Source organism: Rhizobium sp. 1399, assembly GCF_031455475.1.
GTDB lineage: Bacteria > Pseudomonadota > Alphaproteobacteria > Rhizobiales > Rhizobiaceae > Rhizobium.
In genome coordinates this window covers 60,462-73,753 of record NZ_JAVDSU010000018.1, presented here as the reverse complement: position 1 = coordinate 73,753, position 13,292 = coordinate 60,462, and the positions used below count along the sequence as shown (strand labels likewise).

Sequence of the window (13,292 nt, the reverse complement as noted above, 5' to 3'; positions counted from 1 at the left end):
GTCAGCTCCTTGCAAGTTCATCGAACCGGATGCGTTCACGCACCAGCGGTTCGGACAGTTCGAAATTGGCGCCTGCGACCGCATCGCCGATAATGACCATGACCGGTCCCGTCAACTCGTCACGGTGCTGCAGGTCGGGAAGATCGCGCAGGATTCCGTGCAACAGGCGGCGATCCGGACGGCTGGCATTTTCGATGACAGCGACTGTGGTTTCCGACGGAATGCCGGCCTGCATCAGACGTTCGGCAACAGAGGCCGCGACGGTGCGGCCCATATAGACAGCGATCGTGGCGCCCGACACGGCAAGGCTCGCCCAATCCGGCAGAACGTCGCCGGTCAGATCATGTCCGGTCGTAAAGACCAGCGAAGAGGCAACGCCGCGCAGCGTCAGCGGCAGTTCGAAATCGGCAGCAGCGGCAAAGGCGGAGGTGATGCCGGGCACGATCTCATAGGAGATGCCGGCGGCGCGTAGCGCTGCCATCTCTTCCCCTGCCCGGCCATAGACCAGCGGATCGCCGCTCTTCAGGCGCACGACGCGTTTTCCCTGACGACCGAGATCGACCAAGAGATCGTTGATCTCTTCCTGGGACTTCGAATGGCAGCCCTTGCGCTTGCCGACCGAAAGACGCTCGGCATCGCGGCGGCCCATATCGACGATCGCCTGCGGCACGAGCGCGTCATAGACGATGACATCGGCCTCCATCATCACGCGCTGGGCGCGCAAGGTCAGGAGATCTTCGGCACCGGGACCGGCGCCGACCAGCCAAACATGGCCTTCAACGCGATCCAGCGAGCGCAACAGACCATTGGCGGCGCGGCGGGCCTGCGGCAGGTTGCCGTTGGCGACAGCATCGGCGACCGGGCCGGAAAAGAAACGACGCCAGAAGATGCGGCGGGAAACGCCCCGGGGAACGAGGTGTTCGACAGCCTTGCGATAGCTGGTCGCAAGAGCGGCGAGACGGCCGAGCGAGGGCGACAGGAGCTGATCGATCTGGGCGCGGATCATCTGCGCCAGCACCGGCCCTGCCCCTTCGGTACCGATCGCAACGGCAACAGGCGCACGATTAACGAGAGCGGGCGTGTAGAAATCGCAATAATCGGGCTGGTCGACGGCATTGGCCGGGATCTTCGCGGCGCGCGCGGCATCGACGATACGACGATCCTGTTCGGCGTCACCGGTTGCCGCAAACACCAATATGGCACCCTCGACCTGTTCGGGCGCAAAAGCTGCGCGGACAGTCTCGATGCCGTTGGCAATCAGAAAAGCGTGGTAATCGGCTTCAGGGCGATCCGCATGCGCGACAATGCGCGCCTGCGTGTTCAAGAGCAGGCGGACCTTGGCGAAAGCTTCGTCGCCATTGCCGAAAACGGCCGCAGTCCGACCTTCCACGCGAAAGAAGGCGGGAAATACCGAAAGCTGTTCAGTCCTGGGAGGCATTCTCAATCCACTTCGAAGTTCTCCGAATATGCATTCTCCGGACAGGCGAATGAAGAAACAGAATTCCAAAGGCCGGCCAGTCGCGTATTCTTTTACCCGCTTGATCAATGATTTGAGAAAACTGACCCGTGCGGCGCAAAAACCACATATCTTGAGCGGTTCGCGCAGCTTTTCGCCCAAAGGATGAAGCGATAAAGCCTGTGGCAAAGTCCCCGGCGCTGGACTTATGCATTCCGCTTCATTCCGCGGGGCGATAGGATGAGCCAAACAGGAGATTTTCATGCCGGAAAAGACAATCGCCTCCCGCCTTCTGCAGGTCATGGAGGATAACATCCTGCCGATGACGGAACTTGGGGTCGCTTCCGGCAACAAGGTGTTCGGGGCAGCGATCCTGCGCAAATCCGATCTTGCGCTCGTCGTCACTGAGACCAATAACGAGCTCGAAAATCCGCTCTGGCACGGCGAAGTGCATACGCTAAAGCGCTTTTACGAGCTCAACGACAAGCCGGCGACGAAAGACCTGATCTTTCTCTCCACGCACGAACCCTGCACCATGTGCATGTCGGCGATCACCTGGGCCGGCTTCGATAATTTCTATTATTTCTTCAGCCACGAGGATTCGCGCGACAGCTTTGCCATCCCGCACGATCTCAAGATCCTGAAGGAAGTCTTCGGGCTCGAGCCGGGCGGCTACAGGCGGCAAAACGCTTTCTGGAAGAGCTTTGCGATCGCCGATCTCGTCGAGACCGAGGATGCTGCGCTGAAGGCCGAACTCAAGGCGCAGACAGAGCGGATCAAATCGCGCTACGCCGCGCTCTCCGACACCTATCAGGCCACCAAGAGCGCCAACGACATTCCGCTGAGCTGAGAGACCATGGAACCTTCGAAAGACATTTCGCGCCTGATCGAGATCATGGCCGCGCTTCGCGATCCCGAGACCGGCTGCCCGTGGGACATTGAGCAGAATTTCGAGACCATTAAGCCCTATACGGTCGAGGAAGCCTACGAGGTTGCCGACGCGATCGAGCGCAAGGATATGGACGATCTCTGCGACGAACTCGGCGACCTGCTGCTGCAAGTGGTCTTTCATTCGCGCATGGCCGAAGAAGCCGGCGAGTTTTCCTTCGGCGATGTGGTGGAAGCCATTACCCGCAAGATGATCCGTCGCCACCCGCATGTCTTTGCCCGTTCGGATGCGGATACGCCCGACGCCGTGAAGAAGCAGTGGGACGAGATCAAGCAAGCAGAGAAGCGCGAGCGCGCCGAACGTCGGGCGCGGCGCGGCATCACGGAAGATTTCAAGGCGGGTTTCCTCGGCTCGGTGCAACGCAGCTTTCCAGCGCTGACGGAAGCGTTGAAGCTTCAGGAACGTGCCGCCAAGGTTGGGTTCGACTGGTCAGCACCCGAACCGATTCTCGACAAGATCGAGGAGGAGGTCGATGAGCTGCGCGTTGCGCTGCGTGAGGGCGATAAGTCAAAGGTCAGCGACGAACTCGGCGACCTGATCTTCGCCGTCGTCAATATCGGCAGGCACGTGAAGGCGGATCCGGAACAGGCGCTTCGTGGCACGAATACGAAGTTCCGGCGCCGATTCAATCATATCGAGATGGTTCTTGATGCAGAAGGTGAGAGCCTGGAGGCGGCTAGTCTGGAACGGATGGAAGAGATCTGGCAGGCGGCCAAGGCGATCGAGCGGGCTGTCGTAGCCGGGGCGGAGTGAAACTCCGCTCAAACGCGATTACCGTTCCCAGTCTTCCTTTGCAGGCTTCGGACCATTGCCGATCCGGCGCTCAAGCTCGGTAGCCTCCGTCTCGGATAGACGCAGGTCCAATGTCACGGAGCCATCCTCATTGTCCTCGCGGCTGTCGACGATAGCGTGATCGTAAAGCCAGGGCAGCAGCGCCAGCTTGTCGACCGGCAACGTGACAGTCGTTTCCGTCATGACACCGGACAAACGACGGCTGATTTCATCCATCAACCTGTCCACGCCCTCACCGCTGATAGCGGAAACGGCAATGACATTCTTCATGCCGGAGGACTTCTGCACCATGGCGTCATGGGCTTCGGGTTCCAGCCGGTCGATCTTGTTCCAGACTTCGAGAATGCGGCGCTCGCCTTCGGCCTCGTCGATGCCGAGGTCATTCAGGATGCGCAGCACGTCCGCGCTCTGGGCCTGATTGTCTACGTCAGACATGTCGCGGACATGCAGGACAAGATCGGCTTCCAGCACCTCTTCCAAGGTCGCGCGGAAAGCGGCGACCAGATGGGTCGGCAGGTCGGAGATGAAACCGACGGTATCGGACAGGATGACGGTGCGGCCATGCGGCAGTTTCATTCGGCGCAGTGTCGGATCCAGCGTCGCGAAGAGCATGTCTTCGGCGAGAACCCCAGCCCCGGTAATGCGATTGAAGAGCGTCGATTTGCCGGCGTTGGTATAGCCAACGAGCGCCACGATCGGGTGCGGCACCTTCCTGCGCTTGGCGCGGTGCAGCTGGCGTGTGCGCACCACCTGCTCCAGCTCGCGCTCGAGCTTGATGATGCGGTCCTGCAGCAGGCGTCGGTCGGCTTCGATCTGGGTTTCACCCGGACCGCCCATGAAGCCGCCACCGCCGCGCTGGCGTTCAAGGTGGGTCCAGCTTCGGACCAGCCGGCCCTTCTGATAGTTCAGATGCGCAAGATCGACCTGCAGCGTGCCTTCCTTGGTCGAGGCGCGGCGGCCGAAGATTTCGAGGATCAGGCCCGTCCGGTCGATGACCTTGGCGTTCCATTCCTTTTCGAGATTACGCTGCTGCACCGGCGTCAGCGGATGATCGACAATGACGAGCCCTGAATCACGCTCATCGAGCTGGTTCTTGATCTCTTCGATCTTGCCGGTGCCGAGCAAAGTTGCCGGGCGCGGATCGTTGACCGGCACGATGGAAGCGTTGACGACATCGAGGTCGATCGCCTGGGCGAGGCCCGTCGCTTCGTCGAGACGGCTTTCGGGAGTGCGGGTCGATGCCGATTCGGTCTGCCCACCCCGCGAACGCGACTTCAGCACGGGGACGACGACGGTCGCGCGCATGTCATCCCTGTGCTTGGCTGCCTCAGGGATGATGGAATCGTTCTTTGTATCGCGTGTCGAGATGACGGCTGGCCTTGGCTAGGACGCTGCTTCTTCGCTTTCGAACATCTGCATTGGCTGACCAGGCATGATGGTCGAGATCGCGTGTTTATACACGAGCTGCGAATGGCCGTCACGGCGAAGCAAAACACAGAAATTGTCAAAGGAAGTGACAACGCCCGTGAGTTTGACGCCGTTAATTAGAAAGATTGTCAGGGAAATCTTTTGCTTGCGTACAGTATTGAGAAATAAGTCCTGCAGATTCTGAGAACGTTCCGCCATCGCGCCGCTTCTTTCTTTATTGCCGACCTGATCAAGCCGGTAGAATATCAATCAACCTCACCAGCAAGGCAGGTGGCACCCTCATTCCACCTGTCCAGCAAATCTTGGTATCAAATCGTAATCTTTTCCGCAACGTCGAAAAAGGCTTCCCGAATATTCTGCGAGAGGCTTCCGGGATGACCATTCGCGATTGCGTGTCCATCAATGGAAACCACTGGAAAACAAATGCTTGTGGCCGCGGTAATGAAGACCTCGCGAGCGGCCATCATCTCCGAAACGGAGAACTTTCGCTCGACGATTTTAACCCCCAATTTGGCCGCGACATCGATCAGAGTTGTGCGGGTGATGCCACGCAGGATGCCATGTTCGGCAGGCCGCGTTACCAGTGTACCGTCCGCATCGACGATCCAGACGTTGGTTGCAGCCCCCTCCTTCACCATGCCATCGGCATCGACGTAAATCGCTTCCTGGGCACCGGCTTCCTTCGCCTGCTGACGGGCAAGCGCATTCGACAGCAGCCCGACCGTCTTGATGTCGACACGGTCCCAGCGATTATCGGGAACGGTGATCGCCTTGATGCCAGCAGCATTCTTCTTGGCAATGACAGACGGGTCGCTGCTCTTGGCCGTCACGACGATCGATGGCGGCGTGCCTTCGGCGGGGAACACATGATCTCGGCGGGCAACGCCGCGCGTCACCTGCAGGTAGAAAAGGCCATTGCGGACGTGGTTGCGGCGCAGCGTCTCGCGAATCACCTGCGTCAGCGCCGCACGGCTCATCGGCCAGGCGATGCGCAATTCACTGAGCGAACGGTCGAGACGGTTCAGATGCCGGGTCAGGTCGACGATCAAGCCGTGACGGACTTCGCAGACTTCATAGACGCCATCCGCGAACTGATAGCCGCGATCCTCTACATGCACCATGGCGTTGGAATCCGGCACGTAGCGTCCATTCACATAGGCAATTCTTGGCATCGAAAACCTGCTTGGGGAAAAAGAAGAACCGGCGCAACTTGAGCCCGCGCCGGAAAAAAATCAGACGCCGAGCGACTTCAGCTTGCGGTGCAACGCTGAGCGTTCCATGCCGACGAATTCCGCCGTGCGCGAGATGTTGCCGCCGAAGCGGTTGATCTGGGCGATCAGGTAATCCTTCTCGAACATCTCGCGGGCTTCGCGCAGCGGCAGTGTCATGATGTGGTAGTCGTTCTTGGCTGAGACCTTCGGCAGCATGTCACCGAGATCGGTCGGTAGCATGTCTGCGGTGATCGGCGCATCCGGACCGTCGGTGCGGGCAAGGATCATCAGCCGCTCGATATTGTTGCGCAGCTGACGGATATTGCCCGGCCAGTCATGGGCCTGCAGCACAGCCATGGCGTCATCGCCGATGCGGCGCGGCCGGATGCCCGCCTGTTCGGAAATCTGGCGCATGAGTTGGTCGACGAGGAATGGAATGTCCTCACGGCGCTCGGCAAGCTGCGGCACGCGCACCGGCACCACCGCCAGGCGATGATAGAGATCCTCGCGGAACCAGCCTTCGGCGATGCGGCTTTCCAGATTGTAGGCGGTCGAGGAGATGATACGCACATCGACCTTCACGCGCTTGGAGCCGCCGACACGCTCGAATTGCTGGTCGACCAGCACGCGCAGGATCTTATTCTGCGTCTCACGCGGCATTTCGCCGACTTCGTCGAGATAGAGAATACCGCGATGAGCCTCTTCCAGCGCGCCGATCTTGCGCGCCTGCCCCGGTGCGCCTTCGGTGCCGAACAGCGCCACTTCCATGCGGTCAGGCGTGATGTTGGCGGCATTGAGCGCCACGAAGGGGCCGTTGGCGCGCGTCGACTTCTTATGGATCATACGCGCCACCAGCTCCTTGCCGGAGCCGGATGCGCCGAAGATCATGATGCGGCTATTGGTGGGCGCGACCTTTTCGATCGTCTGGCGCAGCTGCGAAACGGCGATCGAGGTGCCGATCAGCTCCAGCGCATCACCGGCGCGGCGCTTCAGCTCGACGTTTTCGCGCTTCAGCTTGGAATTTTCCAGCGCGCGCTCGGCGATCAGGATCAGGCGGTCGGCCTTGAAAGGCTTTTCGATGAAGTCGAAGGCGCCGCGCTTGATGGCGGAAACAGCCGTCTCGATATTGCCGTGGCCGGAAATCATCACCACGGGAAGCTCGGGATGGCGCGTCCTGATCTCGTCGAGAAGCGAAAGACCGTCGAGCTTGCTGCCCTGCATCCAGATATCGAGGAAGACAAGACGCGGCACGCGATCGGAAATTGCCGCCAGCGCGCTGTCGCTGTCATGCGCCATGCGGGTTTCGTGGCCTTCATCCGACAGGATACCGGCAACGATCTCGCGAATGTCATGCTCATCGTCGACGACGAGAATATCAGAGGCCATAAACGCTTTCCTTGTCACTGGCTGACGGGGTAGCGGCCACATCCCGGCGTGGCAGATGCACGCGGATCATGGCCCCTCTTCCCTGGTCAAAATCTGCGGGTGCATCGTGCAGTTCGAGCTGCCCGCCATGTTCTTCGATGATCTTCTTGACAATGGCGAGGCCGAGGCCGGTGCCCTTCTCGCGCATCGTCATATAGGGTTCCAGAATGCTGTGGCGGTTCTCCACAGGCAGGCCGCGGCCATTGTCGACGATATCGACGGTAAAGCGGTCGCGCGCCTCATCCAGAGAGGCGCGGACGAGGATCTTGCGCGCTTCGCGTTCCTCGCTCGGCACGGCCTCGATTGCTTCCACAGCGTTCTTGATGAGATTACCGAAGGCCTGACCCAGCATGCGGCTGTCGAACATGCCTTCCAGCCGCTCCTCGCCGAGTTCCTGCTGGAAGGCGATATGGTTGTTGCCCATCTCGCGCAGGAAGATTGCGTCGTGAAGGATAGCGCGCAGATCGCTCGGTTCCTTCGTCGGCTTCGGCATGCGGGCAAAGGCGGAGAATTCATCGACCATGCGACCGATATCGCCGACCTGGCGGATGATCGTGTCCGTGCACTGGTCGAAAACGGCGCGATCGTTCTCGTCGATCTGCTTGCCGTAACGACGTTGGATACGCTCGGCCGACAGCTGGATCGGCGTCAGCGGATTTTTGATTTCGTGAGCGATGCGGCGGGCGACATCGCCCCAGGCGGTGGAGCGTTGCGCAATGACGAGATCGGTGATGTCATCGAGCGTGATGACGTAGGATTCACTCAGATCGCGCACTTCCTCGCGCGTCACCTGGACGCTCAGCGTGCGCACCGTACCGCCGCGCACCAGCGCGATCTGCTTGCGGAAGTCGCCGCGATAGCGAGAGGCGGCTTCCGTCAGCACCTGATCCACTTCGGGTGCTACTTCCGACAGCCGCTTGCCAAGCAATTCATCGGCATGCAGCGCCATCAGCGCCTCGGCTGAACTGTTGACGATGGTGATGCGCCGGTCCTGCTCAACGCCGATGACGGCGGCGGTGACACCCGAGAGCACGGCTTCGATGAAGCGGCGGCGATCGTCCACCTCGTCCTTCGCCTCGAGGATCTCGTCGCGCTGCGTGCGGATTTCCGAGATCATCTTGTTGAAGGTGCGCGACAGGCTGGCAACGTCGCCATCGACAGCGTGAACGGGCACGACGATATCCATGTTGCCGGATGCGACGCTATCGGCAGCAGTAATCAGCAGGCGGATCGGCCGCACGATACGGTCGGCCACTGCAATCGCGGTCCAGATCGCCGCGAGCAGCACGATCAGAGCAAAGCCGATGTAGAGCACTGCAAAGGCGATCTGCAGCGAGACGCGGCCGGCTTCCATCGAACGGTATTCGGTGGCGTTCTCCTCCATCATGCGCATGGCATTCATGACCTTGGGGTCGACTGCGCGCACCGTGTAGAGGAAGGTTCCGGGGATTGACTCGAGCCTGATGATGGCGCCGACAAGGTTGGTCACACCGGGCGGGATCAGCGTCGGCTGGCCGGCGGCCGCCTTTTCCAGCGCATCCTGCGGGATGGCGGGCAGCGGTTTTTCCGTGGCGATGTCTGCCTGGACGATGACCGAGCCATCGCGCTCGACAAGGAAGGCGCCGAGCAGGCCGCGGCCCCTTGCCTGACGGGTCATCAGCTCGCCGAAGCCGGTCTTGTCCAGGCTGTAGAGCGCGCGGTTACGCTCGAGATCGTTTGCCATCGAAACCGTCTGCCCCTGCAGATAGCTGGCGTTTTCCAGCATGTAGGCCTGGCCGATATTGCGGGACGAACTGACGATCGCCTGGGTTCGGAGCGCAAACCAGCGGTCGAGGCCTGCGTTCAGCGTGATACTGGCAAAGATCGCAACAAGGATCGCCGGCGTGATCGCGACGATCGAGAAGAGCACGACGATCCGGATGTGCAGGCGCGCAGCGGCGCGGCCTCGCGTGCGGGCCTTGAAAAGCCGCGCAACTTCGCGACCGATCAGCGCGATCAGGCCGAGGACGAAAAAGGAATTGATGACGACGGAGCCGATGACGACGTGAGAGGTCGGGGCAATCGGCGTCACGCCGAGCAGCACGAAGAGCGTGACGGTTGCGCAGACCAACGCGCCCCCGGCAAGCACCAGACCGGGTACGGCAAACAGGGCACGACGATCGGTCACCGTTGTCACCGCCTCGTTCGCCGTTTCCGGCGATGCCCCTTCTTCGTCCATTCAGCCTCTCTTCGAACGGCAGTGCCGTCGCGCCCAACGAGAAGCCCAACCAACGCCGGCTTGCGAAAAACCGGCGTTCAAACGACTCGATCGTGGGCGAATGTCCAAACCCTATGCGTGACCTTTAAGCAACGCATTGTGGCGAAAATGCAACGCACCTTGCCACAATGTCAAGGTCGAAGGTCAGGCCGTACGCGAGCTTCTGTAGACGGAAACGCCGAGTTCGCGGATCTTTTTGCGCAGCGTATTGCGGTTCAGACCCAGCAAATCGGCAGCCTTGATCTGGTTGCCACGGGTAGCCGTCAATGCCGCAAGTATTAACGGATATTCCATTTCCGTCAGCACGCGGTCGTACAGGCCGGGCGGTGGCAGGTTTTCGCCGAAACTGGCGAAATAGCTACGCATATTCTCTTCGACCGCCTGGGCAATCGTCATCGAACCGCTGCGGATCGGACCCTTGTCGATCGGGCTATCGGGAACATCGGAGCGAAGCTCGGCGTCGATGATTTCGCGGGTGATGACATCCTGTGGATAAAGCGCCATCAGGCGGCGGATGAGGTTTTCCAGCTCGCGCACGTTGCCCGGCCAGGCATAGGCCTTCATCAGTTCCAGCGCTTCCTGATCGAAACGCTTGGAGCCGAGGCCTTCCTTTTCGGCCTGCTGGACGAAATGGCGGACGAGATCGGGAATATCCTCCGCACGGTCGCGCAGCGGCGGCAGGCGCAGCGGCACGACATTGAGGCGGTAGTAGAGGTCTTCGCGGAAGAGGCCCTGATTGATCGCCTGCTTCAGATCCTTGTTGGTCGCGGCAACGATTCGCACATCGGTGCGGATCGGCGTGCGGCCGCCGACGGTCGTATATTCGCCCTGCTGCAGAACACGCAGAAGACGCGTCTGGGCATCCATCGGCATGTCGCCGATTTCATCGAGGAAAAGCGTACCGCCTTCGGCCTGTTCGAAACGGCCGGTGGAGCGGGTCTGTGCGCCGGTAAAGGCGCCCTTCTCGTGGCCAAAGAGCTCGGACTCGATAAGGTCACGCGGGATGGCCGCCATGTTGATGGCGACGAAGGGGCCGTTGCGGCGCTTGCCGTAATCATGCAGCGCGCGGGCGACGAGCTCCTTGCCAGTGCCGGATTCGCCAGTGATCATCAGCGTCAGGTCCGTCAGCATGAGACGAGCGAGAACGCGGTAGATTTCCTGCATTGCCGCCGAGCGGCCGACGAGCGGCATGCCGTCCTGTGTGTCGTCGTCGAGCTTGGCCGGCTTTCTCTTCGGTTCGGCGAGCGCCCGGCTGATGATACCGATCAGCTCCGTCAGGTCGAAGGGCTTCGGCAGGTAGTCATAGGCGCCCTTTTCCGACGCCTTGATCGCCGTCATGAAGGTGTTCTGCGCGCTCATGACGAGAACGGGCAGGTCCGGCCGCGCCTTCTTGATGCGGGGCAGAAGGTCGAAGGCATTCTCATCCGGCATGACGACGTCGGTCACGACGAGATCGCCCTCGCCGGCCGAAACCCAACGCCACAGCGTTGCGGCATTGGAAGTAATGCGCACATCATAACCGGCGCGGCTCAAGGCCTGATTGAGCACCGTGCGGATGGCCGCATCATCATCGGCAACGAGGATCGTGGCTGTCATCGATTGGGTCCTGTCGAGCTTGCAATAGCGGCGTCATCAAGCGAGGCATCCTTTGAGGCCGGCATGAGGACGCGGAAAATCGTGCGGTTGTTCTGGGTGTCGCATTCGATGATGCCGCCATGATCGCCGATGATCTTGGCAACCAGGGCGAGGCCGAGACCGCTGCCATTCGGCTTGGTGGTGATGAAGGGATCGAAGAGATGCGGCAAGAGGTCCGTCGGCACGCCGGGACCATTGTCGATGACGCAGAATTCCAGCGGCAGCGAGATTTTCTCGCGCGTGCCGGCGACCGAAAGACGGATGCCCGGACGATAGGCCGTCGTCAGGATGATCTCGCCATCCGGCCGGTCACCGACGGCTTCGGCAGCGTTCTTCACCAGATTGAGGAAAACCTGCACGAGCTGGTCGCGATTGGCGTAGACGGCCGGCAGCGAGGGGTCGTAATTCTCGGTCACGCGGATATTGCGGGCGAAACCTGCCTTGGCAACGGCCTTCACATGATCGAGCACGGAATGGATATTGACCGGCACACGGTCGACCGGGCGCTCGTCGGAAAAGACTTCCATGCGATCGACCAGCGAGACGATGCGATCCGTCTCGTCGCAGATCAGCCGCGTCAGGGCGCGGTCGTCATCAATGACGGACTGTTCGAGAAGCTGGGCAGCGCCACGGATACCGGAGAGCGGGTTCTTGATCTCATGTGCGAGCATGGACGCAAGACCCGTGACCGAGCGGGCAGCCGCGCGATGTGTCAGCTGCCGGTCGATCTTGTCGGCCATCGACCGCTCCTGGAAGACGACAACGACCGAGCCCGGCTCCGCAATGACAGGCGCAACATAGAGATCGACGAGCTTGTCCTGGCCCAGGCGCGGCGAGCTCAAATCGACGCGGTATTCGTTGACCGGCGCCTTGCGTTCGCGCACCTGATCGATCAGCGCCAGAAGCGGGCTGCCGAAGGGAATAAAGGTCGAGATGCGGTAGCGGGAGAGATGCGCCGCGCTGGCGCCAAAGAAGGCCTCGGCTTCCCAGTTCGCAAAAGCGATGAAACCACCCTCATCCACCATGACGACGGGGTTCTGGATGGCGTTCAGTACCGCCATTGCCATAGCGTTGACCGGATTCTCGGGAGAGGCTGTGCCGTCCGTGCTCATGCCGCCTCCCGCCGCTCTACCGCACCTGCCGCTATCGCATCATCGAAGCGGGCAATCACATCATCAGGATCACGGGATGTCATGATCGCAGCCTTTTGCTCGCCCGGAAGATCCGGCGCGAAGCGCTCCAGATACCATCCGAGATGTTTACGGGCGTGCCTGACGGCAACGGCCTCGCCGTAAAATTCCAGCATCATACGATAGTGCTCGACGGCAATGGCCGCGATCTCCCCACGCTCGGGTTCACGTGCACCTGCCAGAACACCGGCATGCCATGGCCTGCCCTGGCTGCCGCGGCCGATCATGACAGCATCGGCGCCCGAGCGGCGCAGGATCTCCTGCGCATCCTCAGCTGTTTCAACATCGCCATTGGCGACCAGCGGCACGGAAATGACATCGCGCACGAGACGGATGGCATCCCAGTCCGCCCTGCCCTCATAGAACTGCATGCGGGTGCGGCCGTGGATGGTGATGAGCTGGACGCCAGTCTCCTCGGCGCGTTTGGCAATATGTGGTGCGTTGATGGAATTCTCGTCCCAGCCGAGGCGCATTTTCAGCGTGACGGGGATATCGACTGCCTTGACGGTCGCCTCGATGAGCTCAAGCGCATGATCCGGATCGCGCATCAGCGCCGAACCGGAATAACCGCCGATGACCTTCTTGGCCGGGCAGCCCATGTTGATGTCGATGATATCGGCGCCATGATGGGCGGCGATCTTGGCGGCTTCGGCCATCCAGTGCGCCTCACGACCGGCGAGCTGCACCATATGCGGGCGGAAACCGGCAGCCCGCAGGCGCGCCCAGGATTCGGCGGTATCATTCACCAGTTCCCGGCTTGCTACCATTTCGGTGACAACGAGGCCCGCACCATGGCGCCAGGCAAGTTCGCGGAACGGCATATCCGTGACACCCGACATCGGCGCAAGCACAACGCGGTTCCGCACGGACACGGGTCCGATTCGGAAAGGCGCTGCGAGGTCCTTGGAAATCAAATGATTATCTTTCAGGCACACCATGTAACTGCATT

Annotated in this window: 12 protein-coding genes; 3 read left to right on the top strand and 9 right to left on the bottom strand. The window is 60.9% G+C overall.

Going from position 1 to position 13,292, the window contains the following annotated elements; genetic code table 11:
- Nucleotide 1: 1 nt before the first annotated feature.
- On the bottom strand, nt 2–1,438 hold the full coding sequence (cysG, locus tag J2X71_RS34435) for a siroheme synthase CysG (RefSeq protein WP_310389556.1): 1,437 nt from the start codon (nt 1,436–1,438) through the stop codon (nt 2–4).
- Nucleotides 1,439–1,487: 49 nt separating this feature from the next.
- Between cysG and J2X71_RS34430 the strand changes: the two genes are divergently transcribed.
- From J2X71_RS34430 to mazG, 3 genes are all read left to right on the top strand, one after another.
- Nucleotides 1,488–1,625 (top strand): hypothetical protein, encoded by a 138-nt coding sequence (locus tag J2X71_RS34430; RefSeq protein WP_162748161.1) that lies wholly within the window; start codon nt 1,488–1,490, stop codon nt 1,623–1,625.
- Between the two features lie 93 nt (nt 1,626–1,718).
- Entirely contained in the window at nt 1,719–2,306 is a 588-nt protein-coding gene (locus tag J2X71_RS34425; protein WP_113325285.1) for a nucleoside deaminase, read from the top strand.
- Between the two features lie 6 nt (nt 2,307–2,312).
- Nucleotides 2,313–3,158 carry a nucleoside triphosphate pyrophosphohydrolase gene (gene mazG / locus J2X71_RS34420; RefSeq protein ID WP_310389554.1) on the top strand — a complete coding sequence of 282 codons (846 nt, stop codon included), beginning with the start codon at nt 2,313–2,315 and terminating at the stop codon, nt 3,156–3,158.
- 18 nt (nt 3,159–3,176) lie between these two features.
- Here mazG and hflX read toward each other — a convergent pair whose 3' ends face one another.
- The 8 genes from hflX to dusB form a co-directional block, all read right to left on the bottom strand.
- A complete protein-coding gene (gene hflX, locus J2X71_RS34415; RefSeq protein ID WP_310389553.1) occupies nt 3,177–4,502 on the bottom strand; it encodes a GTPase HflX in 1,326 nt (441 codons plus the stop codon).
- A gap of 78 nt (nt 4,503–4,580) precedes the next feature.
- On the bottom strand, nt 4,581–4,823 hold the full coding sequence (hfq, locus tag J2X71_RS34410) for an RNA chaperone Hfq (protein WP_003539403.1): 243 nt from the start codon (nt 4,821–4,823) through the stop codon (nt 4,581–4,583).
- Between the two features lie 110 nt (nt 4,824–4,933).
- The gene (locus tag J2X71_RS34405; RefSeq protein WP_310389551.1) at nt 4,934–5,797 is read right to left on the bottom strand and encodes a D-amino-acid transaminase; all 864 of its coding nucleotides are present in this window, start codon (nt 5,795–5,797) and stop codon (nt 4,934–4,936) included.
- 60 nt (nt 5,798–5,857) lie between these two features.
- Entirely contained in the window at nt 5,858–7,222 is a 1,365-nt protein-coding gene (locus tag J2X71_RS34400) for a sigma-54 dependent transcriptional regulator (protein WP_310389549.1), read from the bottom strand.
- A complete protein-coding gene (locus J2X71_RS34395) occupies nt 7,212–9,479 on the bottom strand; it encodes a PAS domain-containing sensor histidine kinase (RefSeq protein ID WP_310389547.1) in 2,268 nt (755 codons plus the stop codon). Before J2X71_RS34395 ends, J2X71_RS34400 begins: the two co-directional genes overlap by 11 nt.
- Nucleotides 9,480–9,662: 183 nt before the next feature.
- Nucleotides 9,663–11,114 carry a nitrogen regulation protein NR(I) gene (gene ntrC / locus J2X71_RS34390; protein WP_007822475.1) on the bottom strand — a complete coding sequence of 484 codons (1,452 nt, stop codon included), beginning with the start codon at nt 11,112–11,114 and terminating at the stop codon, nt 9,663–9,665.
- Nucleotides 11,111–12,265 (bottom strand): nitrogen regulation protein NR(II), encoded by a 1,155-nt coding sequence (locus J2X71_RS34385; protein ID WP_310389545.1) that lies wholly within the window; start codon nt 12,263–12,265, stop codon nt 11,111–11,113. Before J2X71_RS34385 ends, ntrC begins: the two co-directional genes overlap by 4 nt.
- Entirely contained in the window at nt 12,262–13,281 is a 1,020-nt protein-coding gene (dusB, locus tag J2X71_RS34380; protein ID WP_310389543.1) for a tRNA dihydrouridine synthase DusB, read from the bottom strand. The genes J2X71_RS34385 and dusB overlap by 4 nt, the downstream gene beginning before the upstream one ends.
- Nucleotides 13,282–13,292: the final 11 nt, after the last annotated feature.

Excerpts from the sequence above, each read along its gene's own strand:
- J2X71_RS34400 (WP_310389549.1), bottom strand. The coding sequence starts at position 7,222 with ATGGCCTCTGATATTCTCGTCGTCGACGATGAGCATGACATTCGCGAG.
- J2X71_RS34385 (WP_310389545.1), bottom strand. The coding sequence starts at position 12,265 with ATGAGCACGGACGGCACAGCCTCTCCCGAGAATCCGGTCAACGCTATG.
- ntrC (WP_007822475.1), bottom strand. The coding sequence starts at position 11,114 with ATGACAGCCACGATCCTCGTTGCCGATGATGATGCGGCCATCCGCACG.
- dusB (WP_310389543.1), bottom strand. The coding sequence starts at position 13,281 with ATGGTGTGCCTGAAAGATAATCATTTGATTTCCAAGGACCTCGCAGCG.
- J2X71_RS34405 (WP_310389551.1), bottom strand. The coding sequence starts at position 5,797 with ATGCCAAGAATTGCCTATGTGAATGGACGCTACGTGCCGGATTCCAAC.
- J2X71_RS34430 (WP_162748161.1), top strand. The coding sequence starts at position 1,488 with ATGAAGAAACAGAATTCCAAAGGCCGGCCAGTCGCGTATTCTTTTACC.
- J2X71_RS34425 (WP_113325285.1), top strand. The coding sequence starts at position 1,719 with ATGCCGGAAAAGACAATCGCCTCCCGCCTTCTGCAGGTCATGGAGGAT.
- J2X71_RS34395 (WP_310389547.1), bottom strand. The coding sequence starts at position 9,479 with ATGGACGAAGAAGGGGCATCGCCGGAAACGGCGAACGAGGCGGTGACA.
- hflX (WP_310389553.1), bottom strand. The coding sequence starts at position 4,502 with ATGCGCGCGACCGTCGTCGTCCCCGTGCTGAAGTCGCGTTCGCGGGGT.
- mazG (WP_310389554.1), top strand. The coding sequence starts at position 2,313 with ATGGAACCTTCGAAAGACATTTCGCGCCTGATCGAGATCATGGCCGCG.
- cysG (WP_310389556.1), bottom strand. The coding sequence starts at position 1,438 with ATGCCTCCCAGGACTGAACAGCTTTCGGTATTTCCCGCCTTCTTTCGC.
- hfq (WP_003539403.1), bottom strand. The coding sequence starts at position 4,823 with ATGGCGGAACGTTCTCAGAATCTGCAGGACTTATTTCTCAATACTGTA.